Here is a 26529-nt window from a genome sequence, read left to right on the forward strand (position 1 = left end):
TATTCATTGATGATTCAGATTTAATTTGCAGATTTTATAATAAAGTGGAGGTATACCCAAGTCTGGCTGAAGGGATCGGTCTTGAAAACCGACAGGCGGGTCAAACCGCGCGGGGGTTCGAATCCCTCTACCTCCTCCATACATAATTGTTAATTGGCTTGGTAGCTCAGTCGGTAGAGCAGAGGACTGAAAATCCTTGTGTCGGCGGTTCGATTCCGTCCCGAGCCACCTTTTTTAAATTCATAGTGGAGGGATAGCGAAGTTGGCCAAACGCGGCGGACTGTAAATCCGCTCCCATCGGGTTCGTAGGTTCGAGTCCTACTCCCTCCACCATCTTAAATATGCGGGTGTAGTTTAGTGGTAAAACCTCAGCCTTCCAAGCTGATGATGAGGGTTCGATTCCCTTCACCCGCTCCATTACTAAAATGGGCCTGTAGCTCAGCTGGTTAGAGCGCACGCCTGATAAGCGTGAGGTCGGTGGTTCGAGTCCACTCAGGCCCATTACTTATACATATATTCACAGTGCAAATTTCATACATTCGTATGTTAATATAAGAATTATCATTGTCCCCTTAACGCAGAAGGATAGAGTAACAGCCTTCTAAGCTGCTGGTCAAAGGTATAGACTCTCTCTGTGAGGTCTTTTTTTTATGGGGAGGAAAGTATTCGAATGGCTGAAAGACGTCTCTGTAAAGTCGTTAAATGGTGTGGAGGCCTTATTCCAGTCAATATGTGACGTTGGTGAAAAAAATTCCTATCTTTTTTGAAAGGGGACAGGGATGGAAATTCGCTAACGTTTTTTTCATTTTTATATAGAAATCAAATGGCTTTCCCGATAATATAAGAGCAGAAGCAATTGGTGCTAAATTGAAAGAGAAAAGGATGTGGCGTATTGTTGGTGAAATACAACACAATGTAAATGCTTCTAAATAATGCAATATGTGAGCCAGGGGGACTATAATAGAATGGATGGAGAAAATCGAACCTGTATGCATATCGGTACGTTGCCATTTATATAGACTTACCAGATGAAGCACTCAAAATAAACAGAATTTTTTTAGACGGAAAAGACAAAATATTAAAACATAAAAGTAGTATTTCATGTAGAATAGCTAAAATATCACTAAATAAATAGGAAATCGAGGGATGGTATGGATCAAAAAACATTAATTAAAAAATTTAATAAGCAGGCAGAAAAATATGATAAACGGCGTAAGAATGATCCAATGTCTCGTTTTCGCCGACGAATTTTTCAAGAAGCAGAAGGAAACGTTTTGGAAGTTGCTATTGGCTCGGGTCTTAATTTTCCTTTTTATCGTAGAGATATAGAACTGACAGGGGTGGATTTTAGCCCCGAAATGTTGAAAAAAGCAGCGCATGCGGCGAAAGATTATCCTTTTCAAACGACGCTTATCCAAAATGATGTGGAAAGAGTGGATTTTGATGCGAATAGCTTTGATACCATCGTATCTTCTACTAGTTTTTGTGCCTATCAAAGACCAGTGGATGTCCTGAATAAGTTTCAAAAGTGGTGCAAGCCGGAAGGGAAGATACTGATGCTGGAACATGGGATTAGCGATAATAAACTCCTGGCAGGAATGCAAAAAATGGCAGATCCATTGGCAGTAAAGATTGTAGGGTGCCATCAAAACAGAAATATTTCTGCTATTGTAAAAAATGCTGATATGAAGCTTGTCAGGGAGGAGCGTTATTTGGCAGGCTCTTTGTATTTGATATGGGCTAAACCATGTTAATGAATGGTTTTGCAAAGATTAGATTTTTCCCACATCAGTGAATTCAAACGTTTTTCCGAGATTTTGCCTATATATTAAAAACACACATGAAATGGAACCAAATACAGAAATCAGACCTGGGTCGCTTGTGCGTCAAAAAGCTAGATGATTTAATAAGATATAATTAGCAGCTTTCATGAGGCTAAAAATAGCACTAAGGGGGAATTTAATCATCCAAACAACAAAAAGCGCATTTGGATGTTTTGTTGTATTATCTTACATCATTTTTATTGTACTTTTTCTGATTATCGGTATCAGCATGATGTTTGGTGCGCCAGAGAGCATAACAAACCTTTTACAAATCATAGCTGCATGGTCATCCACCTTTGCATTTATTATTTTATTTAAAAAGATTTATCCCGGATTAAGGCTGAAGGATTTTGTTAAACAACAATTTGCGCCAAAGGTTAAATTTTCTGTTCTCAGCAGCGTGTTCATCCTCCAAATTATCATCATCGGCATAACCATATTTCTATTATCAACTTCAACAACTTCAACGGAAGGTGCAGCAATATCGTATACCAGTATGGGAATCTTATCTCTCGTATTTTTCGATCAATTCGTCCGGGGGCCTTTAGGTGAAGAGTTGGGGTGGAGGGGGTATGCCTTAAATGAACTTCAAAAGAAACATTCTCCTTTATCAGCAGCATTCATCATAGGTGTTTTATGGGGTTTTTGGCACATGCCATTATGGTTTGCCTCAGGGTATACTGGGATAGACTTAATCAAGTATATCGTCCTGTTTATGATTGGGATTATTTCTTTTTCCATTATTGTGACGTTGTTTTATAATTTAAACAACAATCTGCTCATACCGATTGTTGCCCATCAGATATTTAATTTTTCCCTTGTAATCATTAGAGGAGATTTATTAGATATATTGGTATATGTTATGCTGTTTTATTTTGTTGTGGCGTTACTGTTTGTTGTTATTAATCCAAAGCATATTTTATACAAGAAAAGTATATAAGTATTTGGCATCTTCTAAAATAGATAATATGATATGAAAGGGAGATGGATATAATCCATTTTGAAATAGATATCTTGTGAGGAAACAAAGTATTTGATACGCTAACTTTAAGATGAAGAAAGTAAAAATAATTCAGTTTAAAGGATAATGAATTCAAGGAAGAAAGCGCTTGCTAATTGTTTTAGGCTATACAGTTTTGAATTAAGCTTTAACGAAGAATAATGTTGCTTCCTGTAAAGAAGAAACGACTGTATAAGCGGGCAAAAGGAGGAAGCATAGATGTCGAGTCATCTATCAAATTATCAAAAAGCACTGCAAATCCAGCGGGAAATTTCGGAGACTCTGAATAAGAGCATGGACCTCCATGAAATGCTGCAATTATCATTAGAACGCTTGCTTGAATTAATGGAATTGGAAACCGGATGGATTTTTTTAACGGAGGATGCTACTTTTTACCGTCTTGCTGCTGATTATCAACTTCCGCCTGCGATGGCTGATAACAGAGAAGAACTGATGCATTGTCAGGAAGGATGCACCGATTGTACGTGTTTGCAGCTTTATTGGGAAGGACGTATGAAACAGGCTGTCAACCATGTGAAATGTTTTCGTCTTAAACAAGCTGTTACGGATAAGATGGGTGAAACACGGGGACTTACCCATCATGCGAGTATCCCTCTTACGATTCGCGGGAAGAAAATCGGCTTGCTTAATTTAGCTTCACCTGGGCGTCTTCGTTTTCAAGAGGAGGACCTTATCCTTTTGGAAACCATTGCTTATCAAATAGGTGCAGCAGTAGAACGGACGCGTTTGCACGTGGAGCAAACAAAAGAAGAAGTAAATGATACTGCACGTTATCTTATCAATGCTTATGCCAATGCCGAAAAAATTAAACATGAAATTGGAAATGTTCTTAACCGAAATGAATTGTTTCAGAGAATCATGCAAGCGTTACATCATCATTTACCCCATTGGACACATGCCGCTATTATTACAATGGAGGAAGAGAGGCTGACCGTCCAATTCCATTCAGATGAACATGGGCCTAAAGAAGTTTTTGATACGGAACAAGAAATAAACCTTTCTCGACCAGATTTCATTCGAAAAGCTTATGCACAACAGCGTGTTACACAGAACAATAAACAGCCGTTGCATTTTTTCTCTTTAAAAGACTATCAATCTCTTTATTCCATTGCTTTTCCTTTGTTTATGCGTGATAGACCTGAGGCAACATTCGGTGTGTTATTGCTTAGCCGAAACACCACAGCATGTGATCATTTGGAAATCGGAATGCTGGAAGGACTCGCTGATCATCTTTCTATGGGTATTGAGCGTATCCGTCTACATGAAGAATGGGAAGCATTGCTTGTCGATAAGGAAAGAAATCGACTTGCACGGGATCTACACGACTCTGTCAATCAAAAATTGTTTGCTCTCTCATTAATATCAGGTGGGCTGCAAAGATTAATTGATAAGAAGGAACGTGCCATTTTGGAAGCTGTTCTGGAAGTTCAGCAGCTTTCAAAAGAAGCTTTAATAGACATGCGGAGTTTGATTTGGCAGCTTCGTCCCAATCACCTTGAACAGGGACTGATTACTTCATTCCACGAATATGCACAAAAAATTGGGCTGGATTTATCTATGGAGGCTCCGGATGATTTAGAGATAAATCAATCGTATAAAGAAGCATTGTGGCGAATTGGACAGGAAGCATTGAATAATATTCAAAAACATGCTGGGACATCTAAAGCTGCGATGGTCATACAATCAGATGCTGATGGCTTTACAATGAAAGTGAGAGATCAAGGCAGTGGAGGTGCTGTTGAGAAACAGCAATCCCTTGGTATTACAAGTATGAAAGAAAGAGTCGAAGAACTTGAAGGTTCTTTCCATATAAATAGTGAAAAAGGAAAGGGTACGACGATTATTGTTCGTGTTCCAATCCATCGAAAAGGAAGGTGATATTCTTTGAAAGTATTACTTGTCGATGATCATCTTGTCGTTTTAAAAGGTCTGCGCTTTTTTCTGCAAACAAGGCCTGGTATCGATATTATAGGTGAAGCCCAGGATGGAAAAGAAGCATTGCAGCAAGTGAAAAAACTGCAGCCGGATATTGTGTTGATGGATGTGATCATGCCAAATATGGATGGAATCGAAGCGACCAGACAAATAAAAGCAGACTATCCTGAAGTGAAGGTGGTTATACTCACTAGCTCCTCTGATAAGGACCATGTTATACCGGCAATTCGTGCGGGTGCCAGCGGTTATCAGCTAAAAGATGTTGACCCAACCTTTTTGGAAGAAACCCTCATCGCTGTTATGGAGGGAGGAACTTCGCTTCATTCGCAAATAACTAGCCATTTAATGGTGCATGTCGCCAAAGAAGATGAGAAACAATCCAGCTACTATGAATTAACACCTAGAGAACGGATGGTTTTGAAACATATCACATATGGAGAAAGTAACAAGGAGATTGCTGCAGCACTCTATATCACAGAGAAAACGGTGAAAACACATATTACAAGTATCCTTGGTAAAATGGAGGTTCAAGATCGAACTCAAGCGGCGATTCATGCTTTAAAACATAGATGGTTTGAAGTATAAGTATACGACGGTCGTCGTAGAAAAGGTCTTATTTATGGTAAGGCCTTTTTTCTATGGGATTTTTAGACAGCTGTAGGATGTGCTTTATTTTAAGGGTTAGTATAGTGAAAGTAGATAAAAACAAGAAATAAAGGAGAGTGAAGAGAATGATGAATCAAAAACAATTGCCTGGGTGGGCAAGGGAGTATTTGCACTATATTCAGGTCTCTGTTAAAGAGCCTTCGCTGGAATATTTAACTGAAATATCCAGCGCTCATTTAAATCAAATTCCTTTTGAAAATATTAGCACGTTGCTGCAATTGGAGGAATATCAAAAAAAAGGGAAGCTTGTTCAAGATGAAAAGCGGTTTGTTAGACAGCTATTTCAGTATCATATGGGCGGGACGTGTTATGTAATCAACAGTAGTCTTCATCAGCTATTAAAACAGCTTGGCTTCCAAAACCGTTATGCTTTTTTAGGCGGAAGGCATGTTGCTTTGCTCGTTCAGATACCAGGTGAAGAGGAAGAAGTGTATGTAGATGCTGGTAATGGTGCTCCTTTTTTTGAACCGGTTCATTTGCAAACAGACCCGATGAATGTCTCCCGATTTGGAAATGTTGAGATAAAACTTCGTCCGGGAAATGAACCAGGAACGTATAGGTATTACCGATATGTGAATAGAGAATTATCTGAGAATATAGTCTGGGATTTTGATACAAAGAAAATCTACCAATTTGATGATTTTCAGCAGGCAATCAAAGAATATTTCCAGCCTAATGGATTATTTACGTCTGATTTACGTTGCCAAATTTGGCAATTGAATCAACGGCGGTCTCTATCTTTAGTTAATAATGTGTTAAGTATTCAATATAGTGATGGAGAGGTTGAAAAGCATATATTAGCAGATCGTCAAGCTATTCGCGAGGTTATCAATCAGGAATTTGAACTTCCTAAATTGCCAGTCGAAAATGCCATAGATGTGCTTGAGGAACTTGGAATGGATATTTTTAAAAAGTTAAAGGGAGATTTGTAGAAGTGAACAATAACCTTGAGTATGGAAATGGTTAAGTCATATTAAAAGGAGAGCAGGCAGCTATGAGTAACACAAACGATAATCAAAATGGCAGTAATGCGCATATTGATGAAGCGCAAAGGGCAACATGGCGAGAATGGATAGGGCTTGGAGCATTAACTTTAGCAGTTTTTATGCTTTCAACCGACATGACCGTTCTCTTTCTTGCCACACCATCAATTGCTGCTGATTTGGAACCAAGCAGTACACAAATGCTTTGGATTATTCATGTTGGCGAATTGCTGGCTGTGGGATTCGCATTAACGATGGGGCGTTTGGGTGACAATATAGGGAGAAGGCGATTGCTTGTGATTGGTGTAACTGTCTATGGGGCAGCCTCCTTTATTGCTACAATTTCGACGGAGCCTTGGATGTTGATTGCGACAAGAGCACTTCTTGGTGTAGCGGCTGCAACTGTGATGCCGTCCACGATGTCTTTACTACGCAATATGTTTTTCAATCCAAAACAATTTTCAGTAGCAATTGCTATTAACCTTAGCGCATTCTCAGCTGGCATGGCGCTAGGGCCTCCAATGGGCGGTTTACTCTTGGATTACTTTGGATGGGGAGCTGTATTTCTCATTAATGTTCCGATTGCCATTGTATTGTTAGTTATATCGCCCCTACTTCCTGAGTATCGCAACAAGGATTCAAAACGTCTCGATTTTATCAGTGTTTTGTTATCCTCATTCGCATTGATAACTTTGATTTTCGGTTTGCAGGAAATGGCTAACGCTGGTTTTAATATGCTTTACGCTGGATCTGTAGTGATTGGTATTGGAGTTGGAGTACTGTTTATTCGTCGGCAGTTAAAAGCGGAAGATCCACTATTGGATTTGAGCATGTTTCGAATTCGCAAATTTAATTTTTCATTGATTGCTTTGATGATTATATTACTTGTAACGACTGGGGCAGATATGCTTTTTGCACAACATTTGCAAGCAGTTGTAGGACTGACTCCAACAGAGGCAGGTCTTCTGTTGATTATCCCTGCACTCTTGTCGATGGCGGGAACGTTAATATCTCCTGTGCTTACAAGATGGATACGTCCGGCATATGCTATGGTAGCAGGTTTGTTAACTGCTTCAGCTGGTGCATTATTTATTATGTTAACTGTGCATGATGCAGGAGCACTTCTGTTAATTATTGGTGCTTCCCTTCTCGCATTCGGAGTAGGTCCTGCTATGACGATTACCGGTGAGCAGCTTATCTCCAGTGTTCCACAAGAGCGCGCTGGCTCAGCTTCTGCGATGTCCGATGTAAGCAGCGGATTTGGCTCGGTAGTGAGTATTGCATTCATTGGGAGTCTTGGAATGTTAGTTTACCGTTGGGTGCTGATGAATTCTATTCCTGCTGGAGTGCCTGCAGAAATAGCTGATTCAGCCATGGAAAACGTTGGTTCAGCTGTTGCCGTATCAGAAAGATTCCCGGAAATGCTTCAAGCTATACAGTCATCATTTACCATTGCGCTTCAAACGGTCTATGGAATAACTGCGATTGGTTTGATTGTCTTAATGGTTACTATTGTATGGAAGTTTAGGTTTATAGGGAAAGAGAAGTAAGCTGTTATTTATAGTTATTCTGTTTTCCAGAAAAGATAAATAGGAATGATAACCCTTTTAGACAGGATAGTCTAAGGGGTTTTTCATTGTAAAAAAGATTTATACAATAGAGACATCTGTTATTAAAATAATTTGTTCAAGCTATATAGATGTTAAGCAAGATTTTTTACATGTTACCCTGCATGTTATCTCTTATCTCCCCAATTACGGTTTCTATTTCCATAGTATAAAGGAAAAGGAGTGATAAATAATGAATTTACCAACAGCAATTGTTGTGTCCACAGCTATTATTTGTTTAACATTTTTCGTGATAGCTATCTCTTTGAAAGTTGTGAGGAGTGAATGAAAATCCGCATTGTAAAAATTGCCACATAAACTTATTATTTTTTAAACAACTATTTCAGCATTTCATACCTCGAGCCACGCATGTTATTCCATTCTTCAAGGCAACCCTTTATTCCTTCGCCATAATATAAATGAAAGGAGATAGTGAGTATGCTGACGATTCAAGATGTAACGAAGCGCTATGAGAAAACAGAGGCATTAAAAAATATGTCGATGACTATCCCTGAGGGCACCTGCTATGGGCTGGTAGGTCCCAATGGTGCGGGAAAATCCACTTTAATTAAGATGATTACTTCTATTATCCGCGATTACGAAGGAAAAATTGAATTTAATGAACAACGAATCTCCGATAAAACAAAACAGAAATTAGGCTATGTTCCACAGGATATTGTATTGGAAGAGAATATCACAGCATCCGGCAACTTATATTTATTTGGAAGAATATATGGATTAAAAGGAAACAAACTGGCTCAACGGACAAAGGAAGTGCTGGCGCTAATCGGTCTTAGCGAAAGGAGCAAAGATAAAGTATCCACTTTTTCAGGGGGAATGAAGCGCAGGCTGAATATTGGCTGTGCACTGATGCATAATCCGGAGCTTATCATCATGGATGAGCCAACAGTCGGTATCGATCCCCAATCAAGGCAATATATATTTCAAATGATTGAAGAAATGAAAACAGCAGGGAAGACGGTTATCTATGCCAGTCATTACATGGAGGAAGTGGAAAGACTCTGTGACGATGTTGCATTTCTCGATAGAGGGAAATTGATAGAGAATGGAGCGGTAGGTGAATTACTTCAACAATATGCGGTGCCATCCATTTATATTAAAGCAGATCATATTTCGGCTGAACAGCTGGAATCGTATGGTGATGTTTCGCAGGAGAAGGATGCATTTTTAATCTATACAGAAGAAGCGCTGTCAGCGATGGAAAATCTGATTTCCTATTGCAGAGAGAAGAAAATAGATGTAGAGCGGCTGGAGCTTGTTCGCCCACGGTTGGAAGATGTATTTTTCCGGTTGACTGGAAGTAACTTGAGAGATTAAAAATAAAGCTGGAGGTGTTCATAATGAATGCTGTTATGATAGTAGAATTAAAAAAACATGTACAGGATAAAGGGCTTGTTTTTTGGATATTCTTACTGCCTATTCTATTTACGGTATTATTTATTGCTATCTTTACTTCTGGAGTCGACGATGCGACGAGGCAAGAGGTTATTCAATCCATTGTTCCAGGATATGTAGTGATGTTTGTATTTTTTATTATGATTTCGATGGTGCAGGTATTTATTAAAGACAGAGACAAAGGGATAACGGCAAGGCTGGCAAGCACACCACTCAAAAGCTATTCCTATTTACTGGGAAAATGGTTACCCTTCATGTTTATTGTATTATTTCAGATTATTGTGTTATTTTTATTTGGAAAGGTCGTTTATGATGTTTCATTAGGTGAGCCGATTATTTTATTGATTTTATCCTTGTTTATTACATTTACAGTGACAGCAATCGGGATCGCTATGTCACTGACAGTAAATACCGAAAATATGGGGATTGCGATTACACAAATTATTGCTCTCGGTGGAGCGATGCTAAGCGGATTATGGATGCCCCTTGAAATGCTTCCGGACTTTATGCAGACAATCGCCCGTTTTCTGCCGCAATACTGGGCACACCAGTCTTTCCAGGATGCGATGGCAGGAACCACGCAAGCTTCGGAGTTATTCCAGACGTTAGGTGTCTTATTAGCGATTGGATTAGCTGCATTTAGTATTGCCATTATCCGGTACCCATATTTTCTGAAACGAGCTGTGAATTAGCCGTAGATGTGAAACGAATGTGGAGGGGTCGGAATGAAAATAAACATTGATATCGATGATAACCATGAAGAAACGCAAATCACTATCCAGGCTAAGGAATGGACGCAGGAGCTGGAGGATATTGTGAATGTGATTAAAAGGAAAAAACAGCAGCGTTTATTTGGGGTTGATGAGGAACAGACGGTCCTGCTGGAACCAAAGGAGATTGATTTTATTCATGCGGAAAAACGAAAAATCTATGCGGTGTCCAAGGATTGGCGTTTTGAAGTGCGAATGAAGCTGTATGAAGTGGAGGAGTTCTTAGTTCCATATGGTTTTATGCGCTTTTCCAAGTCGGTTATCGGGAATATCCATCGTATTGAAAAATTTGAAGCATCCTTTAATGGAAATTTATGTGTTTATTTTCAATCTGGCAACAAGGAATATATTACGCGAAAATATGTCAGCGCCATTAAAAACAAACTAATGCAGGGAGGACAGTAATATTATGATACTTGAAATGTTGAAGCGTTCGACACTGGGCATCGCTTTCGGAGCGATATTAACGTTTATTGTCCTCACCATTATGAAACTCAATGCTGTGGAGTCAACAGTTTCGGAAATATGGATGCATATGGGAGCAAGCATGTTAATGGGCGTCTATTTCGGCATATCTTCGCTTATCTTTGGAGAAAGCGGGAACCATCTGATTAAAAAATCGATTATCCATTTTGTCCTTACGTATAGTTTTTGGCTGATTATTGCTGGTTTAGTCGGCTGGATTCCTCTCAACGGCTGGGTTATTTTATGGGGCAGTTTGATTTTTATCCTCCTGTATGTCGTAAACTGGTTCTGCTGGTATCTATACTTTAAAAGACAGGAAGCGGCGTTAAATAAATATTTGCATAAAAATAAGTAGGTGTGGAGGCTGGAACGCTTTTTCTGAATGAGGATTATTTGGATAAGTGATGTTCCAGTCTTTTTTGATTGGATAAGCTGTAATTATAATTCTGTCTTTTTGTACTCTGCAGCCCTCTTATGATAATATTATCATGGACAAAATAAAAAAGAAGCAGTATCGATGACTGCTTTAACATATAGGATAAGTATATAATGCCTTATCCATCCATAAATGAGAGGATTGAAATGGAGAAATGACTAATAATTTTTGGCGTGATTTACCACGCCCGTTTTTTATATTGGCGCCGATGGAGGATGTAACGGATGTTGTTTTCCGTCACGTTGTAGCTGAAGCAGGCCGCCCGGATGTCTTTTTTACAGAGTTTACAAATACGGAGAGCTATTGTCATCCAGAGGGCATTTATAGTGTGCGCGGGCGTTTGACTTTTACCGAGGACGAACAGCCGATGGTTGCCCATATATGGGGGGACAAGCCGGATAATTTTCGTGAGATGAGCATTGGAATGGCGGAAATGGGCTATAAAGGCATAGACCTTAATATGGGATGTCCTGTGCCGAATGTGGCTTCCAAAGGAAAGGGAAGCGGATTGATTCTTCGTCCGGAAGTAGCAGCGGAGATCATCCAGGCTGCCAAAGCTGGCGGAATCCCTGTCAGTGTGAAAACGCGACTTGGTTATTCAAATATAGATGAATGGCGTGACTGGCTGAAGCACGTGTTTGAGCAGGATATAGCGAATCTTTCCATCCACCTGCGTACGAGAAAAGAAATGAGTAAGGTCGATGCGCACTGGGAATTGATTGGAGAAATCAAGAAGCTTCGTGATGAGATTGCACCTGATACGATGTTAACCATCAATGGAGATATACCGGACCGGGAAGCAGGCTTGAAGCTTGTTGAAGAATTTGGTGTCGATGGCGTGATGATTGGACGGGGAATTTTTAAAAATCCATTCGCATTCGAAAAAGAGCCGCGGGAGCACAGCAGTCAGGAATTGCTGGATTTGTTACGATTGCAGCTGGATCTGCATGATAAATATTCAGAGCAGGAGCCGCGCGCCTTCAAACCATTGCGCCGATTCTTTAAAATTTACGTGCGGGGATTCCGGGGAGCCGGTGAATTAAGAAATCAATTGATGCATACCGAAACAACGGATGAAGTTCGAAAGTTGCTGGACGCGTTTCATTTGGAAACAGAAGACGCAGTGACGGAACAGTAAAAGGGAGGCTATACCATGGCTAATCATCGTATCTACACAATGACTTTTGCAAGTGTATATCCGCATTATGTAAACAAAGCAGAGAGAAAAGACCGTACCAAAGAAGAAGTCGATGAGATTATTACTTGGCTGACAGGTTACAGTCAAGAAGAATTGGAAGCGCAAATTGAAAAAGAGGTAACCTTTGAGACTTTCTTTGCAGAAGCTCCGCGGATGAACGATTCCCGCTCCCTGATCAAAGGCGTCATTTGCGGTGTGCGTGTAGAGGATATAGAAGAACCGCTGATGCAGGAAATCCGTTATTTGGATAAGCTTATTGATGAATTGGCAAAAGGGAAGAAGATGGAGAAGATATTGAGGGAATAAAGATTGAAATGGAGAGACACTGATTCAATGAAAGGAGAATCAGTGTCTTTGGTTTGTCAATAAAATGCTATTATAAATTGTATTAAGAGTTAATAGGTGTGCTAATGAAATCATTTTTTGTTAATAAAGAAGATACTCTCTTAAAATTCATAATTACAAATATATATTGACAACGCTTACAAAGGGGTTTTTAATTGAAATTAAAGTTAATGAAAAAGAGATGAGAATTGGAGAAGGCTCACTAGATGGTCTGAATTAGAAAGGATCGGTTTTAGTGTATCTTTTTTTATTATTTTTATGAAGGAGGAAATGAATATGGGACTGCATGAGATATCATTTACGTCATTTAGTGAGCAGGATACGATTAAGGGGTGGATTTATACACCAATTCGTAAATCAAAAGGAATTATACAGCTGGTGCATGGATTCGGAGAGCATTCCAGAAGATATTTGCATATGATTTTAAGGTTAAATGAAGAAGGTTTTATTGTAGCTTGTGATGACCATATTGGTCATGGAAAAACAGCATTTGATTCTGGTAATTGGGAGAATTGGGGAGAGAAAGGATATATGACGATGGTGGAAGATGAACACCAATTACGTCGAATGGTACAAGAGAGATTTCCTCATCTGCCATTTTTCTTATTTGGTCATAGTATGGGTTCGATGATTGTTAGAAATTATCTAACTAAATATGGTGAAGGAGTGGAAGGTGCTATATTATGTGGCACATCGGGTGTTTTACCGACTGCCGCTGAGTTGAGTATAGAGTTGAAAAACCGAATTGATGCAGGTGAGGGGGACCAAGTGGATGCAGAGGCGCTGGGTAAGTTATTGGGCTGGATGACAGATCGGATAGATCAACCGAATACAGCGAATGATTGGATCAGTGGAGATCCGGATATTGTAGCTGATCATGCCAATGATCCATTTAATAACTTCACATCGCCTCCTAATATCCGGTCTTTATATGATTTTGTACAAATGATGGAGCAGATTGTTGGAACAGAGTGGGCAGAGAATGTCCCTATCTCCATAGCTATATATAATATTGCTGGTGATCAGGATCCAGTCGGTTTATATGGAGAAGGGGTTTATGCTGTATCCAATTGGTTAGCAGAGACAGGCCATACGGTAAAAACAAAACTGTACAGTGGTTATCGCCACGAAATTCACAACTATCGAGATATTCGAGAAGAAGTGGAAGATGGCATTGTCGATTTTATAGAAGGCGTAATAAATAAAGGAGTAATGTAAATATAACAATTAAAGTTGTTCAGCATTCTCGGTAAATATATTGTCATAATATATTTACCGAGAATGCCAGCGTTAAATAAAATGATTTTTCAAAGAATCATCTTATTTAACGCTTGCTTTTCGGCTTTTTTAATATCCTCTTTTATATAGCGCATCTTAATAAAAAGGCTTTACACTATCTGCTTACTCTACCCATCAGTATTTTCCATATAAGTAATGGATACTTTTAAATTAGCATTTTTTTCGCGAATATGATCTAATAGTTCTTTATCATGCACTTCATTTTTTATCCGGATAGCATAAGTATACAAAATCATTGTTCCGAGATTAGTAGTTTCAACCTGTCGTAATGAAGAACTTAGTGTATACTCAGCAAGTAGATCATGCATCAGATTTTCATAATTTAAGTTTTCCGGTACAGTTACCTTTAAAATTTGTGTATCTTTTCCTTTTCCATATTCAAATTTGTAAAGCAAGTAAAGTACTAAACAAGCAAATAAGGTAAGTATGATCGCTAAATCAAATCGAAAAAGCCCACATGTCATGCCTGCGCAAAGACCGAAGAAAATATACGCAATATCTTTCACATTGGTGACCGCACTTCTGAATCGAATCAGTGAAAAAATAGCAAATAGTCCAAATGCAACTCCGGCATTATCACTAACAACGTTCATAACGACAGAGACAATAATGCTCAAAATAATAATAGTGTGTACGAAGGATTGTGCATAACGTTCGCCTGTAAATGTGATTATGTAAACCTTCGTAATAACTAGGCTCAATAAAGTTGATATGACCAATGCAAGTAAAATCATATAAATGCTGGATGGTTCACTTGCTTGTAAATCGAATATTTTATTCATAAAATCCATTCTATATTCCTCCTGTTGATACAACTTCTCTTTCAATTTTACCTGGCAGTTGATTTCTCTGCAGCAATTCCATACTGGTACAGTATTTAGATGCACTTCGCTGTTCGCATTGAAGGGCCTGTAAAATACGGGTTAACCATAATGGAACACTATCATTTACTTTGACTTCCAATACAACTAGATTGCAATCAATAAAGTACTCTCCATCAGAACCGTGTTCCAGAAGCAAATCATCATTGCGACAGCGTAGATTAAAATCAAATGTAATACGCAACTCAGGGTTGTCTATTCCGTGAAGTGCATGGCGATCATAACTAACAACCATTTCCGGTTTTAGTCCGTATAATGTTCGAAAGTGATCAATTTCACGAAGTACTTGCGAATTAGATGTATGAAAGTCATTTAAATGTTTTTTATCTCCTTTTTCAAGATAGTGATATGCTTCTTTTAACGGAAGTAACATCCTTCGTTTGTTGACCACATTGTTATGTTTTTGCTTCATCTCAAAAAAAGCTGACTTCTCAATACCAGTTTCATTATAGGTGCGTAGGCGAAGTTTTTGCCGGAAAGCCAATTTATTCTTTGTTTCAAAATAAATTTTGTGATCATCGCTATCAAAATATAAGCTGCTGACAACATATCTTCCATCTACACCAAAATTATCTGACCGCATATAGGGCATTATTTGTTCCAGCAAGAGCGAATATTGTTCCAACGTAATCAGATATTTTTGCTCTCTTCTTTTGAAAATCTCTATTGCCAATTTTTTCACCTCCATTCCATACAACATCTTAAATGAAACGGATAAGATGATGATTACAATTTGATTAGAAAACGGTGAGAATATAAAATTTCATAATTCTTTACTGGAAAAGCTATTATACAGAAACGGTTTTATTCGGCTTTGGGAGGATTGGTACTTGGAGTCTTTAATTCAAATATTATCAGCTTACAAAATGAATGTTATTATTTAAAGATGTTGATTGAAGAGAGACAACCAAATGAAAATATGAATGAATGGATAAATGGTTTAAAATGACTGGGGATAGAGAGGATAGATGCCCAAGCAAACAGTACTTACATTATTTAAAAAAATGGGAAGTTGGTTAAACGTATCTAAATGGGCAGAACATTCCTTTAACCAGGAAAGGTGAATATGGATGCATCAACTATTCGCTAATTATCTCAACGTTAAAATCTGAGAAATGACGCATGATTGAATTGTTCTCTGTTCAACCATGCGTCATTAGAATATAATTATTTTTTTCGAGACTTGATAAATCCGTCCACAGCATCCCACACTAAACCGACAATAAACAGAATAAGGATCCAGAACGTAGATTGATTCCAAATCATGGTTACCGTATTAAATGTTTCAGAACCAGCCGTAACCACTCCGGCTTCTGCCAATTGATTCATAAATTCAGGATTCCAAAAATCAGGCCCGCTAATCATAAATAGTACTGCTGCCATCGATACGACATTTACAATTGTTGTATAAGCAGCTAACCTATACGTCCATTCCCCGGCGACGAGCTTCAGGCATTCTTTGATAATTCCAGATCCGAATATGAGAACAATAAACAATAAATAGGAGCCATAGGTCTGTTCATTTAAAAATGGAACAACATCGTTAAATTCATCCTGAAATACCCAAATTCCAAAGAACTCATTCGAAAAGGCGAGAAATACAATGATTATCGTGTAGAAAATAATTCCGATAATCGACTCACTGCGTTTGATTTGTCTCTTTTCATCTGGAATGGGCGGTAAGTCTGCAGGCTTCCATTCCTTCCCGATTAAATCTTTTTGTTTCATTCCACCGTACAGCTCACCGATAGCAAACAAAAATGTTGTCCAGCCGAAAGCTTGTGGAAGCTCTGTAACGGCAGAAACAATCATATCAATAAAATGATCTAAAATAGACATCGGCTCTAAAATAGTTTGGATGATAAATACAATACCTATCAAAGAACTTATAACAATGAGAACAATCTTAACTACTAAAATATAGGTATCAAAAAGCTCTGGGCCGATGATATATTTCTTTTTCCCTCGATATTTATCAGCTAATGACCTTGGACTGCCCAGCTCCAGCAGGATTTCTTCTACATCGTTTTCTCTTCTGTTCCCTTGCCCGGATCGTTCCTCCAGCATATCCTCAATTAGCCCGCGCAGCTCAATGGCAATATCTTCACGCTGGGATTGAGGCAGCTTTTGCGTAACTGCATAAATATACCGGTTAATCATCTCCATTTTCGTCACCTCTCTTATTTTCTATTACCTGATCCATGCTGGCAGCAATGTTCTTCCATTCAACAACCAGTAAATCAAAGACTTCTTTTCCTGTTTTACTCAGTACGTAATATTTCCTCGGTCTCGATTCATTCGTGTCCCATGTACTATCTAAGAGTCCCTGTTTTTCCAGTCTCCTCAGCAGTGGATATAATGTGCCAGGTTCAACGTGTATTCCTTTTTCATGAAGCATTGTCACGAGAGAATAACCATACTGCGGCTCTGAGAGCTGGCTTAATGCACCTATTGTAATGGTTCCTCTTCTCAATTCCTGCATGATTTTATCTAAATGTTCATTTGCATCCGCCATGTTATCAACTCCTACTTTCATTATAGTGTATTACACACACTATTGTAAAGTGCATATTAAAGTTTGATACAAAATATTTTATTATAGATAATCCCTTATGAACACTGATAAAAGGATGTTTCGTTTAAGAAGGTGATTCCGAATTGCACGAAAAGTGATATATTGTAAGAAGATTTGGTATAATTTAATTAGACAAATTTGTATTATCATCCCCATTCAAAATAACAGAAAAATAGGAGGATACGCTTTGGAATTTAAAACAGACAGGTTACTTATTAGACCATTTAATGTGAACGATTTAGAGGATGTATTTCATATTTATCATAACGAAGCCACCTGTAAATATTTGTTGCATGAGAAGTGGACCGATGAAAATAAACAAGAGGAATTTCATAACAAGCTGGAGAATAATGTGCTTACAAAAGAAACTGCTTTAAATTTGGCAGTGGTAAGTGGCAATAAGGTGATTGGTGATTTATCTGTATGGTATACAGAGATGGAAGATACCGTTGAAATTGGTTACAGCTTTTCTCAAGAAGCTTCGGGAAAAGGCTATGCAACTGAAGCTGTGCGTGGTTTAGTGGAAAGACTGTTTACCTCATTTGATGTGCATCGTATCCAGGCAAATCTGGATGCGAGAAATGAAGCATCGCAAAAATTATGTGAGCGTATAGGGATGAGGAAAGAAGCGCATTTTATACAGGATTTTTGGAATAAGGGTGAATGGACAGATAGCATTGTGTACGGAATGCTTTATTCAGATTTAGATGAAAAGCAGGTTTGATAGTCCTTTTCATTTGGAGGAATAGACAAATTTTTGGTTACGGGAAGCAAGTATGAATAATCCGTTTGAAAAATTAGAAGAGAGGTGCTTTGATGGATAGTCCTATCCTCAAACAGATTGGAACTGTGTTTATCCCGGTAAGTGATATCGAAAAAGCAAGAGACTGGTATTGTGATATTTTAGGATTACATGCAGATGGAGAAATCCTTTTTGGTCATCTTTATGTTATCCCTATGAAGGGCACGGGAATTGTGTTGGATAGTAAAATTTACGCAAAGGATAAAACTTTTAAAACACCGGCATTTCACCTGAATACTAATAACATTGGAGAAGCATTTCAATATATGAAAAATAAAGGGGTGCATTTGCTTACAGAGATAGAGCATCATCATTATTTTAATTTTAAAGATCCGGACGGGAATATCCTGATGATTAGTGAGTGTTAATTCCAAAAAGCAAACTACCCTTTGAAAAGAGCGGTTTGCTTTATTTCTTTATATTGAAATGGTGCACCATAATCCGGTTCATTTTATAAATTTCAGGAGCTTTTTTTTTACCGAAGCACAGTTGCCTGTTAATGCTGGTCTGTTTTCTGTGCTTATGCTGACTTAAAGCCTTTCATAATAACATTCACTAGGGAGCCGGCTGCTCCTGTGATTGCGCCTAGTACGATGCCGGTTGTGACGCTGCTGAAGAATGCAAATGTACGAGCAATACTATTTACTGCGGCTTGTGGCAGGTTACTTAAGTTACCGCCAAATTGAATAGGTGTTTCTATAGCAGTGTTCCAAAGAACTTGGTGAACGATTGCTAAAAATATCCCGTAGAAAAAACCAATGAGTAATAAAGATAAAAAGGGTTTTTCCACCTTTTTTAAAACAATAAACAGAATCCATATAATAATCGGTGCAAAGACCAAGATGCTGTTAATCCAACTTCCCTCCTCCACCATGGATAAATCGTGTAAAACGACGCGGGGAACGCCTAACAGAGAAAGCAATAGTAAAGTAAGCACCGGTATACCTAAATAATCATTTATTTTATGAATGGTCATCAAATAAGCTCCTTTCTATTTTGTTATCATACTTTTTTCGCTTACAATTCATATACTAAGAGTAATATCTTAAAGAAATCTAAATCATTTATTAAATTTTTATTAAAAGAACGGGTAATAAAATAAGGCGTTTATTTTTAGTTTGAATAGAGGAGGGATAGGATGATTATCGGAGGTTTGACGTGTTTGGGAATCGGTGTTGGTTTATTTACAGGAAATGTTGCTGCGGGAACCATGATAGGAATAGGACTGGGCTTGGTGGGAGAAGCGCTATTTCATAGATACGGAAGGCAATCAGAATAGGAAAAGGCGTAATAAAAGAGATTGTATATACAAAAAGCAAAGGAATCCAGACTAGAAACTCCTTTGCTTTTTTGAATTAATTCGTACTTCTGCTATTTCGCGGGCTTGGATGGGACTGGCTGCGTTTGTTTTTCCAAACACGGTCGTTGTTCTTCGTTCCTGGAAACTTTTCCCCAGCTTTCATCGAAACCTGCTGCGGGTCTTCTACATTGCTGCCTGTTTCACCAACTTCAATATAGATCCCGTTATTGGGAGCCTTTTCTCCACCCTTGAACTGACTGATTTCACCCATCATAGATACCTCCTTCAGGCATTTCAAGCTTATTATGCGGAAATATGAATGTATCTATGAATGGAAAATTTAACAATGTACGCTCTTTTTCTGGAGTGCAGCGATGGTGTTGCAGAGGAAATTAACGGAAAAATCTGCTGCTGGGGAGAACAAAAAGGCTTCTTTCGATTCACCACAGATTCCATGGAAATTTATTTGGCGGCTGAGATTGTACTTTTATTTCTTCTTTTTTAGTAGGATGTTCTACGGCAAGTGTTTCTGACCATAAAGCAATCTGTTCGCCAGTCTGGTTCCATTTTTCTCCGTATTTTTGATCGCCGTAAAGCGGCAAATTGCGGGAGGAGAGCTGTACACGAATTTGATGCGGTCTGCCGGTGTGCAGTTTAATGGAAAGGAGGCTTAAATTTTTTTTGCTCCCAATTACTTCATACTCTAACTTCGCTTTTTTGGCATCTTTATGATTTGCGTGCGTTGTATATACCTTGTTTTCATGTTTATCTTTGACTAAATGATCTTCTAATAAAGCTTGCTTTTTATCAGGCACTCCCCGCACAACTGCCAAATATTTCTTTTCTACATCCTGCCGGCGAATGGCATCAGATAGACGGGAGGCTGCTTTAGATGTTTTCGAAAATACCATGACACCTCCTGCAGGGCGATCCAGGCGATGAACCAGCGCCAGGTAAACATTGCCTGGTTTTTGATAACGTATTTTTATATCCTCCTTCAAGAAATTCAGCAAATCCTGATCCTTTGACTGGTCCTCCTGTACAGGTACATTGACAGGCTTTTCTACAAAAAGTAAATGATTATCCTCATAAAGGATTGGAACATTCATGGGTAATATCTCCTTTATTTCAATACTGAGGCAATGATAACACAGCAGTTTTTTTTATCAAGGGGTCGGGCATGATAGGATGAGTAAAAGCTGATATGTTATAATGATGAATGCGTTTTCAATATGTGTAGGATGGAGACAATTTATGAACAAAATGGAGGGTTACTTGTGGGTAATAAGAAATGGATGGAAAAGGCAGTGGAAATTGCCCTGGAAAGTGCAGTTGCGGGCGGCGGTCCATTTGGAGCGATTGTTGTAAAGGGTGGAGAAATTATCAGTACGGGAAATAATCAAGTCACAGCAGCGAATGATCCCACAGCTCATGCAGAGGTGCAGGCGATTCGGGAAGCGTGCCAGAAACTGGGCAGTTTCCAATTAACGGATTGTGAAATCTATACCAGCTGTGAGCCATGTCCCATGTGTATTGGCGCCATTTATTGGGCCAGGCCAGAGGCGGTTTATTATGCGGCTTCTAAAACAGAAGCTGCAGAAGCAGGGTTTGATGATCATTTTATTTATGAGCAAATTGCACTTCCTGTAGAAGAGCGTGATATCGAGATGATGCAGGTTCGCCCGGATAAGTACGATAAACCATTTCAAATCTGGAAAGACGCTAAGAATAGAATGGACTATTAAACCAGATAAGGAACAAACAGTGATGATTATAAGATGGATGCAAAAGGCTTGTATATAAAGCTTCCCGATATAATAAATCAATCGTTTGTTTGATTTTTAAATGTGCCGGATTCTTCACAAATTAGGGATGATTGTAGCGGTAATGCATGATTAGAAGGTTTTGATTGTACCAGCATATGGCTTGTTTATATCTGCGATTATGGTATATTGAGAAGCCAAAGAGATTTCATTTGGGAAAATAAAAGACACCCATGTGCAGGAGGCTATAAGTTGGAAGAGAATGTATTCAATCGAATGGCAAAAAAATATGACACAGAAGAACGAATAGAGCTGGCAACGGTGATAGCCGATGAGATAAAGAAAAGCATAGCTGAGAAGCAATATCACTCCATATTGGATTATGGCGGTGGAACGGGATTAGTGGCTTTTCAACTGGCTGACCGCTTTGAGAAGGGATGGATCGTGGATGCTTCGGAGGAAATGATTCAAGTTGCGCAAGCTAAAATAGAACAGCAGCAATTAAAGCATTTTAAAGCGATGGAATGTAATTTAGCAGAAGAAGATAACTTGGATGTGTATGCAGATATCATCATCCTATCGTTGGTTTTGCTGCATGTGCCAGATATAGAAACACTTCTGCAAAAATTAAGTACGCGCCTAAACCCAAATGGAATACTTATTATTGCCGATTTTGATAAAAATGAAAAGATACAGCATCCCAAAGTGCATAATGGCTTCACAGAAGCAGAAATAAATCAAGCATTGAATCACGCAGGTCTTCGAGATACAGAAATGCATACATTTCATCATGGAAGCAATATTTTCATGAATCAGGACGCTTCATTATTTATTGCGACGGGTAAAAAGTAAATTTAAAAAGGGCAATGAGAATAGTATCTCGCTGCCCTTTATTCAGCTGTATGATGAAAAATTAAATAAATGAAATCATTACGTTTTTAAAGTGTAGCTCTCACGGCAGTTTTATTCTTCCGGTTAGCTGCTCTGGATGAACCAATCAATATCGCAATCCCCATAATCAAAAGAAAGATACCCAGCCAGGCAGTCGTATTTAAGCTCTCTCCTAACAGAAATACCCCTAATAATGCTGCTGTTAACGGCTCTGCTAAAGCAAGAGTAACCGCAGTCGAAGAAGAAACGTTAGCCAACCCTTTGGCGAAAAGAAAATAGGCTATGCCTGTAGCTACAACACCTAGTTGAATACTGACGCCGATACCCTGCAAGCTCGCCACCCATGACATATCAAAAATAAATAGGAATGGAGCTAAGAAAATCGCACTTATTGTAAAAATGATTGCAACCACGTTTAAGGAAGAGAATTTTTGAACCATATCTCTGCTTGCGAGGGTGTAGCTGGCAAAGGTAAGTCCTGCACCTAAAGCCATCACGACACCGACTGGATCAACATACGTGGATTCTCTGTTGGTAAATAACAGGATACAGCCGGAAATGGAGAGGAAAGTAGACACCCACCAAATTTTTGATGGACGAGCTTTAAAAAATATCCATTCCAGAAGCCCTGATAAAATTGGCGCGCTCCCGATGGCTACAACGGTTCCGATAGCTACGCCAGTGACGGTGACAGCGGTAAAAAATAACGGCTGATATAAAGCCATGCTTAAAGCAGCTAACACCGTAGCTTTGATGGGCCAATTTTTTAGTTCAAATTTGCCGAATAGAAGGACAAGTGATAATAAAAAGAGTCCTCCTACTGCTAAACGAATCGTCCCAATCGCAATAGGATGGGCATTTTCTGGTGCAAAAGCCTGTGCTGTCCCAGTTGTTCCCCAAAGTACAGCAGCAAAAAGAATAAGAAAGGCAGAAAGTTTTCCTTGCATCGATTTCACTCCGAAATAAAAGAATATATACCCATCATAGATAAAGACTGTTCTTTTTTCTATACTGAGTTTCATATACTTTTTACCTTCTTTAAAGAAATCTATATTTGTTTGGCGCCATTCCTTTATGTTTAGCAAACCATCTTGTAAAGGAAGAGGCATTCTCGAAGCCTAATTCCTCGCTAATTCGGGATATGGACAATCTGGTTGAAAGCAATAAATGCTCCGCCTCCTGTAAACGCAGGTCTAAAATGTAGGCTTGCGGGCTTTTGCCAGTTCTTTTCTTAAACCATTCCGAGTAATAAACAGGGTGATAATGCTCTATTTTTGCCAGCGTTTCCAATCGAATCGGCTCCTTAAAATGGTTGTGAATATAGTCTATGGAAGGAGGATTGGAAGTCTGCAGTTTTTTGGTTACATAGCGGGTCAAATCGGTTAAGGCAGAGATATTGTCCTTTGCGTCCGCCTCTTCCAATAGTAAATACCGGATTGCATTCCATTGTTTATCCAGTTTGATATGCATACTTTCCGTATCACTGGGCAAATATCGCAGCGGTATATCCAATATTAGAAATTCATTTCTGTCAATAGAGCGGTAATGATGCTGGAAGTTTGGCGGCAGATAGAATCCGCAATCCGCTTTCAGATGAAGTTCCTGTTGATTTGTTTGGATATCCAGGGAGCCTTGTAAAGAGAAAAGAAACTGTCCGAAGGCATGCTGATGCGAATGAAATTCTTTTGAATAGGTTCTTTTTTCACAGATGATCTGGCTGTTTCTTTCCATTTTATTTTCTCCCTTCAGAGTTAAATTTAAAATATCTTACCATTAATTTATGATATGGTAAATGAATTCATCCGAAAATATACTGCACCAGGTTAAAGGACTTTCTGTAGTATTCCTTCTAAATTCACCTCAAAAAATTAACTTCATGATAAATTTAATTTAAGATAGGGATGAAATGGCTTCTATAACAGAAATAATTGCATTGCTATATGGAAATAATCCTTTTACAATGGAGCCAAGATGAAAATAAATCGTAAAGGGGAGTTTGAATGATGATTCAAGAAGTAGCAGGTATCAAAGTTCCAGATACGCGATTGGCAAAGGATGCGGCAGATATTCTAAGGGAATATGGAAATGACTTGCTGTGGAACCATTCCAATCGTGTCTTCTTTTTTGGAGCGGTAAACGGTAAACAGGCAAAGTTGAATTATGATTTAGAGTTGCTGTATGTCAGTGCATTATTCCATGACTTAGGATTGACCAAAGCGTACAGCAGTCCCGATTTGCGTTTTGAAGTAGACGGGGCTAATGCAGCCAGAAGCTTTTTACAGCAGTATCAAATTCCAAAAGAATCTATTCAGCTTGTATGGGATGCGATTGCTCTACACACAACTCCTGGAGTTGCCGAACACAAGGAATCGGAAGTAGCCCTTCTTTTCTCTGGTGTTGGTTTAGATGTGATGGGAGACGGATTTGAAGAGTTCCCGGCTGATTTGCGTGAAGAAGTTATACAGGCTTTCCCTCGGAATAATTTTAAAAAGAAAATTATCCCGGCATTTTATGAAGGATTTAAGCATAAGCCGGAAACAACTTTTGGTAATATGAAAGAAGATGTCGTCCAGCATTTTCGGCCGGAATACCGTAATAAGAATTTCTGCAGCTGTATTATACATTCCCCGTGGCCGGAATAAAGGGATGATAAAAAATCGCTGAATTATTTTAAATCTATCGAGCATCTCTTTGGATATTTTATCTGAAGAGATGCTTTTTAGATAAATAAAAAATTTGTTTGGGTAAGATAAGACGGGTTTAGAGGCTGAATTGTAATTAACTTTCAAAGCGGCTGGAGTTAAAGATGAATAAGATTTCTTTGAGGATTGTATTCTCTTACTTATGTAAAAGCAATGAATCAAAACCTGAATACAGCAACGATGAAACAAACGTAGAAAAGATCAGTGTTACAAGCAAAAATTTAAGAAATTCTCTTTGGGAATATGCCGGAATTGTTCCAGTTGCCGACATGCTGCTAATTAAATCCATTTGGCCACCTTAATTGTTGTTCCTTGTCCAATGTCTGATTGGATTTCAAATTCATCCATCAAACGCTTCACGCCAGGGAGACCAGCCCCCAGTCCTCCTGAAGTGGTATAGCCATCCTGGAGCACCAATCGAATATCATTTATTCCTGGGCCGGAGTCGATTGCAGTCATAATAATACCTTTACGCCCAAGAGTATCGATGACCTCAAAAGAAATTCCCCCTTTTTCTGCATATAAATAGATGTTGCGGGCTAATTCGGATATGGCAGTGGTGATACGTGCCTGATCCACTGTACCAAAGCCAATCTGCTTTGCTATATCCCTGCCAATCTGCCTTGCATGAACGATATCCAATTCCTTATGGATGTTTACATAAGATGTTTTCATAGTCGTTTCCCCCAGTTTCTGATAAAGTTTTAAGATGCATTGCTTCAGATTCAGCACAGTAGGAAGCTTCTGGAGATGGATATCTAAATCAATCAATATATTAAATAAAACAGTCTTTCTGTTTGCGTTCTTATTTATTAACCTGCTTTCCTTTTATTTAATAAAAAAAGCCGAAAAGGAATAAACATCCTTTTCGGCTCATGCCTTAGCGCTATTGTCTAGACATTTCCACCATATTATTTTTTGGGTTTAAGTATAAATATAACAAACCCTGTATCATTGTCAAAATCCCAATCTACAAATAAATCTTGTATTTCCTGATGGAGTACAGATTCTAAGAATTGTTTATCAATTAAACTCTTTTCCAGCTTTCGTTTGGACAGCCTAAGCTGGTTTTCAAAGCCCGATTGAATCAGCTCTTTTTCAATTAGCACAAGGATATCCTCGCGTCTTGAGATTAAAGTCCGGGAATTAAGCATACTAGACGTAAGCTGTTTCGGAGATTTTTGTGCTTTTTGAGTAAAACGGCTGATTTCCTCGTGTACTTGTTCTTTGGCTGGATAATCAAGATAATCTTCTATTGTCTCATCCAGATTGGAATCCAGCTCGGTAAAAAGAATTCCGCTGCTATTTTCTACCGACCAGTCATAGTAGATCTTGTCCACTTTTACGCCGGCCTGCGAGGAGATAATCGATTGTATCTCCGGAGTCAGTTCTTTCATTAATAAATCACGGGTCTCCTGAAACTTCAATTCATTTTCCTGCTTCAGCAGAATTTTTTCCATCGGAGCTAAAAAGTTTCTTAAATAGATTGTAATGTATGGTTTTGCTATAGATACAAAAATAGCTTCGGGTCCCTTTCCGAAATTATCTCGAAAAAGTTTTCCGATTGCACTGGATATTCCGGATTCTACTGTTTTTTCCACTTGGTTTCTCCTTTTGAGTGTCATTAATTGTATATCTATATTCGCTGCGA

The 26529-nt window shown here is 38.7% G+C and carries 30 protein-coding genes and 5 tRNA genes; 24 read left to right on the top strand and 11 right to left on the bottom strand.

Going from position 1 to position 26529, the window contains the following annotated elements:
- Positions 1-46 precede the first annotated feature (46 nt).
- The 18 genes from ACZSMY_RS21970 to ACZSMY_RS22055 all read left to right on the top strand — a co-directional run bounded on the left by ACZSMY_RS21970 (position 47) and on the right by ACZSMY_RS22055 (position 13883).
- Positions 47-139: transfer RNA gene (locus ACZSMY_RS21970), tRNA-Ser, on the top strand.
- Between the two features lie 16 nt (positions 140-155).
- Positions 156-228: transfer RNA gene (locus ACZSMY_RS21975), tRNA-Phe, on the top strand.
- Positions 229-247: 19 nt separating this feature from the next.
- Positions 248-333 (top strand) — tRNA-Tyr (locus ACZSMY_RS21980).
- A 10-nt stretch (positions 334-343) separates the two neighbouring features.
- Positions 344-417: transfer RNA gene (locus tag ACZSMY_RS21985), tRNA-Gly, on the top strand.
- Between the two features lie 10 nt (positions 418-427).
- Positions 428-501: transfer RNA gene (locus ACZSMY_RS21990), tRNA-Ile, on the top strand.
- A gap of 650 nt (positions 502-1151) precedes the next feature.
- A complete protein-coding gene (locus ACZSMY_RS21995) occupies positions 1152-1754 on the top strand; it encodes a class I SAM-dependent methyltransferase (RefSeq protein WP_042531100.1) in 603 nt (200 codons plus the stop codon).
- A 175-nt stretch (positions 1755-1929) separates the two neighbouring features.
- Positions 1930-2763, top strand: a complete 834-nt coding sequence (locus ACZSMY_RS22000) for a CPBP family intramembrane glutamic endopeptidase (protein ID WP_289585447.1) — start codon at positions 1930-1932, stop codon at positions 2761-2763.
- 279 nt (positions 2764-3042) lie between these two features.
- The gene (locus tag ACZSMY_RS22005) at positions 3043-4722 is read left to right on the top strand and encodes a sensor histidine kinase (RefSeq protein WP_465148292.1); all 1680 of its coding nucleotides are present in this window, start codon (positions 3043-3045) and stop codon (positions 4720-4722) included.
- A gap of 6 nt (positions 4723-4728) precedes the next feature.
- Positions 4729-5364, top strand: coding sequence for a response regulator (locus ACZSMY_RS22010; RefSeq protein WP_465148293.1), 636 nt, complete (start codon positions 4729-4731; stop codon positions 5362-5364).
- Between the two features lie 146 nt (positions 5365-5510).
- Entirely contained in the window at positions 5511-6377 is an 867-nt protein-coding gene (locus ACZSMY_RS22015; protein WP_465148294.1) for an arylamine N-acetyltransferase, read from the top strand.
- 62 nt (positions 6378-6439) lie between these two features.
- The gene (locus tag ACZSMY_RS22020; RefSeq protein WP_339235573.1) at positions 6440-7978 is read left to right on the top strand and encodes an MFS transporter; all 1539 of its coding nucleotides are present in this window, start codon (positions 6440-6442) and stop codon (positions 7976-7978) included.
- A gap of 495 nt (positions 7979-8473) precedes the next feature.
- Positions 8474-9373, top strand: a complete 900-nt coding sequence (locus ACZSMY_RS22025) for an ABC transporter ATP-binding protein (protein ID WP_465148295.1) — start codon at positions 8474-8476, stop codon at positions 9371-9373.
- Positions 9374-9396: 23 nt separating this feature from the next.
- Complete coding sequence (locus ACZSMY_RS22030; RefSeq protein WP_256705537.1) at positions 9397-10143, top strand: ABC transporter permease; 747 nt, start codon at positions 9397-9399, stop codon at positions 10141-10143.
- 33 nt (positions 10144-10176) lie between these two features.
- Positions 10177-10626, top strand: a complete 450-nt coding sequence (locus ACZSMY_RS22035; protein ID WP_042531111.1) for a LytTR family DNA-binding domain-containing protein — start codon at positions 10177-10179, stop codon at positions 10624-10626.
- 4 nt (positions 10627-10630) lie between these two features.
- Positions 10631-11041, top strand: coding sequence for a DUF3021 domain-containing protein (locus tag ACZSMY_RS22040; protein WP_042531113.1), 411 nt, complete (start codon positions 10631-10633; stop codon positions 11039-11041).
- A 235-nt stretch (positions 11042-11276) separates the two neighbouring features.
- Positions 11277-12260: a tRNA dihydrouridine synthase gene (locus tag ACZSMY_RS22045; protein WP_042531124.1), complete on the top strand. Its 984-nt coding sequence runs from the start codon at positions 11277-11279 to the stop codon at positions 12258-12260.
- A gap of 15 nt (positions 12261-12275) precedes the next feature.
- A complete protein-coding gene (locus tag ACZSMY_RS22050; protein ID WP_256705538.1) occupies positions 12276-12626 on the top strand; it encodes a DUF2200 domain-containing protein in 351 nt (116 codons plus the stop codon).
- A gap of 315 nt (positions 12627-12941) precedes the next feature.
- Positions 12942-13883: an alpha/beta fold hydrolase gene (locus ACZSMY_RS22055; protein ID WP_042531128.1), complete on the top strand. Its 942-nt coding sequence runs from the start codon at positions 12942-12944 to the stop codon at positions 13881-13883.
- Between the two features lie 188 nt (positions 13884-14071).
- Here the strand turns inward: ACZSMY_RS22055 and ACZSMY_RS22060 are convergent, their stop codons facing one another.
- The 4 genes from ACZSMY_RS22060 to ACZSMY_RS22075 all read right to left on the bottom strand — a co-directional run bounded on the left by ACZSMY_RS22060 (position 14072) and on the right by ACZSMY_RS22075 (position 17360).
- The gene (locus ACZSMY_RS22060) at positions 14072-14755 is read right to left on the bottom strand and encodes a DUF4956 domain-containing protein (RefSeq protein ID WP_368901285.1); all 684 of its coding nucleotides are present in this window, start codon (positions 14753-14755) and stop codon (positions 14072-14074) included.
- A gap of 1 nt (position 14756) precedes the next feature.
- Positions 14757-15518 (bottom strand): polyphosphate polymerase domain-containing protein, encoded by a 762-nt coding sequence (locus ACZSMY_RS22065; RefSeq protein ID WP_289585451.1) that lies wholly within the window; start codon positions 15516-15518, stop codon positions 14757-14759.
- Positions 15519-16012: 494 nt separating this feature from the next.
- A complete protein-coding gene (locus ACZSMY_RS22070; protein WP_256705540.1) occupies positions 16013-17011 on the bottom strand; it encodes an HAAS signaling domain-containing protein in 999 nt (332 codons plus the stop codon).
- Positions 16998-17360: a PadR family transcriptional regulator gene (locus ACZSMY_RS22075; protein WP_042531134.1), complete on the bottom strand. Its 363-nt coding sequence runs from the start codon at positions 17358-17360 to the stop codon at positions 16998-17000. The genes ACZSMY_RS22070 and ACZSMY_RS22075 overlap by 14 nt, the downstream gene beginning before the upstream one ends.
- A 247-nt stretch (positions 17361-17607) precedes the next feature.
- On the opposite strand from ACZSMY_RS22075, the gene ACZSMY_RS22080 reads away from it, so the two are divergent.
- Positions 17608-18144, top strand: a complete 537-nt coding sequence (locus ACZSMY_RS22080; RefSeq protein WP_193062440.1) for a GNAT family N-acetyltransferase — start codon at positions 17608-17610, stop codon at positions 18142-18144.
- A 92-nt stretch (positions 18145-18236) separates the two neighbouring features.
- Positions 18237-18590, top strand: a complete 354-nt coding sequence (locus ACZSMY_RS22085) for a VOC family protein (RefSeq protein WP_193062442.1) — start codon at positions 18237-18239, stop codon at positions 18588-18590.
- 152 nt (positions 18591-18742) lie between these two features.
- On the opposite strand, the gene ACZSMY_RS22090 is transcribed toward ACZSMY_RS22085, so the two are convergent.
- Positions 18743-19198, bottom strand: coding sequence for a hypothetical protein (locus tag ACZSMY_RS22090; RefSeq protein WP_193062444.1), 456 nt, complete (start codon positions 19196-19198; stop codon positions 18743-18745).
- Positions 19199-19360: 162 nt separating this feature from the next.
- Here ACZSMY_RS22090 and ACZSMY_RS22095 point away from each other — a divergent pair, with 162 nt between their 5' ends.
- Entirely contained in the window at positions 19361-19501 is a 141-nt protein-coding gene (locus ACZSMY_RS22095; RefSeq protein WP_175297021.1) for a hypothetical protein, read from the top strand.
- 76 nt (positions 19502-19577) lie between these two features.
- Here the strand turns inward: ACZSMY_RS22095 and ACZSMY_RS22100 are convergent, their stop codons facing one another.
- Together ACZSMY_RS22100 and ACZSMY_RS22105 are read right to left on the bottom strand one after the other, a co-directional pair.
- The gene (locus tag ACZSMY_RS22100; protein WP_042531142.1) at positions 19578-19793 is read right to left on the bottom strand and encodes a YjzC family protein; all 216 of its coding nucleotides are present in this window, start codon (positions 19791-19793) and stop codon (positions 19578-19580) included.
- 169 nt (positions 19794-19962) lie between these two features.
- Entirely contained in the window at positions 19963-20631 is a 669-nt protein-coding gene (locus ACZSMY_RS22105) for an RluA family pseudouridine synthase (RefSeq protein WP_042531144.1), read from the bottom strand.
- A gap of 168 nt (positions 20632-20799) precedes the next feature.
- On the opposite strand from ACZSMY_RS22105, the gene ACZSMY_RS22110 reads away from it, so the two are divergent.
- Together ACZSMY_RS22110 and ACZSMY_RS22115 are read left to right on the top strand one after the other, a co-directional pair.
- Positions 20800-21267, top strand: a complete 468-nt coding sequence (locus ACZSMY_RS22110; protein ID WP_256705541.1) for a nucleoside deaminase — start codon at positions 20800-20802, stop codon at positions 21265-21267.
- Positions 21268-21537: 270 nt separating this feature from the next.
- The gene (locus ACZSMY_RS22115; RefSeq protein ID WP_042531148.1) at positions 21538-22137 is read left to right on the top strand and encodes a class I SAM-dependent DNA methyltransferase; all 600 of its coding nucleotides are present in this window, start codon (positions 21538-21540) and stop codon (positions 22135-22137) included.
- Positions 22138-22223: 86 nt separating this feature from the next.
- On the opposite strand, the gene ACZSMY_RS22120 is transcribed toward ACZSMY_RS22115, so the two are convergent.
- Complete coding sequence (locus tag ACZSMY_RS22120) at positions 22224-23123, bottom strand: EamA family transporter (protein ID WP_289585455.1); 900 nt, start codon at positions 23121-23123, stop codon at positions 22224-22226.
- Positions 23124-23214: 91 nt separating this feature from the next.
- A complete protein-coding gene (locus ACZSMY_RS22125; protein WP_042531150.1) occupies positions 23215-23907 on the bottom strand; it encodes a helix-turn-helix transcriptional regulator in 693 nt (230 codons plus the stop codon).
- Positions 23908-24179: 272 nt separating this feature from the next.
- Here ACZSMY_RS22125 and ACZSMY_RS22130 point away from each other — a divergent pair, with 272 nt between their 5' ends.
- On the top strand, positions 24180-24818 hold the full coding sequence (locus ACZSMY_RS22130) for an HD domain-containing protein (RefSeq protein ID WP_042535900.1): 639 nt from the start codon (positions 24180-24182) through the stop codon (positions 24816-24818).
- A gap of 339 nt (positions 24819-25157) precedes the next feature.
- On the opposite strand, the gene ACZSMY_RS22135 is transcribed toward ACZSMY_RS22130, so the two are convergent.
- Both ACZSMY_RS22135 and ACZSMY_RS22140 read right to left on the bottom strand, forming a co-directional pair.
- The gene (locus ACZSMY_RS22135) at positions 25158-25553 is read right to left on the bottom strand and encodes an anti-sigma regulatory factor (protein WP_042531152.1); all 396 of its coding nucleotides are present in this window, start codon (positions 25551-25553) and stop codon (positions 25158-25160) included.
- Positions 25554-25789: 236 nt separating this feature from the next.
- Complete coding sequence (locus tag ACZSMY_RS22140) at positions 25790-26479, bottom strand: Na-translocating system protein MpsC family protein (protein ID WP_042531154.1); 690 nt, start codon at positions 26477-26479, stop codon at positions 25790-25792.
- Positions 26480-26529: the final 50 nt, after the last annotated feature.

Source organism: Oceanobacillus sp. B139/18, from assembly GCF_055524595.1.

Excerpts from the sequence above, each read along its gene's own strand:
- ACZSMY_RS21995 (WP_042531100.1), top strand. The coding sequence starts at position 1,152 with ATGGATCAAAAAACATTAATTAAAAAATTTAATAAGCAGGCAGAAAAA.
- ACZSMY_RS22000 (WP_289585447.1), top strand. The coding sequence starts at position 1,930 with ATGAGGCTAAAAATAGCACTAAGGGGGAATTTAATCATCCAAACAACA.
- ACZSMY_RS22005 (WP_465148292.1), top strand. The coding sequence starts at position 3,043 with ATGTCGAGTCATCTATCAAATTATCAAAAAGCACTGCAAATCCAGCGG.
- ACZSMY_RS22015 (WP_465148294.1), top strand. The coding sequence starts at position 5,511 with ATGATGAATCAAAAACAATTGCCTGGGTGGGCAAGGGAGTATTTGCAC.
- ACZSMY_RS22020 (WP_339235573.1), top strand. The coding sequence starts at position 6,440 with ATGAGTAACACAAACGATAATCAAAATGGCAGTAATGCGCATATTGAT.
- ACZSMY_RS22025 (WP_465148295.1), top strand. The coding sequence starts at position 8,474 with ATGCTGACGATTCAAGATGTAACGAAGCGCTATGAGAAAACAGAGGCA.
- ACZSMY_RS22030 (WP_256705537.1), top strand. The coding sequence starts at position 9,397 with ATGAATGCTGTTATGATAGTAGAATTAAAAAAACATGTACAGGATAAA.
- ACZSMY_RS22035 (WP_042531111.1), top strand. The coding sequence starts at position 10,177 with ATGAAAATAAACATTGATATCGATGATAACCATGAAGAAACGCAAATC.
- ACZSMY_RS22040 (WP_042531113.1), top strand. The coding sequence starts at position 10,631 with ATGATACTTGAAATGTTGAAGCGTTCGACACTGGGCATCGCTTTCGGA.
- ACZSMY_RS22045 (WP_042531124.1), top strand. The coding sequence starts at position 11,277 with ATGACTAATAATTTTTGGCGTGATTTACCACGCCCGTTTTTTATATTG.
- ACZSMY_RS22050 (WP_256705538.1), top strand. The coding sequence starts at position 12,276 with ATGGCTAATCATCGTATCTACACAATGACTTTTGCAAGTGTATATCCG.
- ACZSMY_RS22055 (WP_042531128.1), top strand. The coding sequence starts at position 12,942 with ATGGGACTGCATGAGATATCATTTACGTCATTTAGTGAGCAGGATACG.
- ACZSMY_RS22060 (WP_368901285.1), bottom strand. The coding sequence starts at position 14,755 with ATGGATTTTATGAATAAAATATTCGATTTACAAGCAAGTGAACCATCC.
- ACZSMY_RS22070 (WP_256705540.1), bottom strand. The coding sequence starts at position 17,011 with ATGGAGATGATTAACCGGTATATTTATGCAGTTACGCAAAAGCTGCCT.
- ACZSMY_RS22075 (WP_042531134.1), bottom strand. The coding sequence starts at position 17,360 with ATGGCGGATGCAAATGAACATTTAGATAAAATCATGCAGGAATTGAGA.
- ACZSMY_RS22085 (WP_193062442.1), top strand. The coding sequence starts at position 18,237 with ATGGATAGTCCTATCCTCAAACAGATTGGAACTGTGTTTATCCCGGTA.
- ACZSMY_RS22090 (WP_193062444.1), bottom strand. The coding sequence starts at position 19,198 with ATGACCATTCATAAAATAAATGATTATTTAGGTATACCGGTGCTTACT.
- ACZSMY_RS22095 (WP_175297021.1), top strand. The coding sequence starts at position 19,361 with ATGATTATCGGAGGTTTGACGTGTTTGGGAATCGGTGTTGGTTTATTT.
- ACZSMY_RS22100 (WP_042531142.1), bottom strand. The coding sequence starts at position 19,793 with ATGGGTGAAATCAGTCAGTTCAAGGGTGGAGAAAAGGCTCCCAATAAC.
- ACZSMY_RS22105 (WP_042531144.1), bottom strand. The coding sequence starts at position 20,631 with ATGAATGTTCCAATCCTTTATGAGGATAATCATTTACTTTTTGTAGAA.
- ACZSMY_RS22120 (WP_289585455.1), bottom strand. The coding sequence starts at position 23,123 with ATGCAAGGAAAACTTTCTGCCTTTCTTATTCTTTTTGCTGCTGTACTT.
- ACZSMY_RS22125 (WP_042531150.1), bottom strand. The coding sequence starts at position 23,907 with ATGGAAAGAAACAGCCAGATCATCTGTGAAAAAAGAACCTATTCAAAA.
- ACZSMY_RS22130 (WP_042535900.1), top strand. The coding sequence starts at position 24,180 with ATGATTCAAGAAGTAGCAGGTATCAAAGTTCCAGATACGCGATTGGCA.
- ACZSMY_RS22135 (WP_042531152.1), bottom strand. The coding sequence starts at position 25,553 with ATGAAAACATCTTATGTAAACATCCATAAGGAATTGGATATCGTTCAT.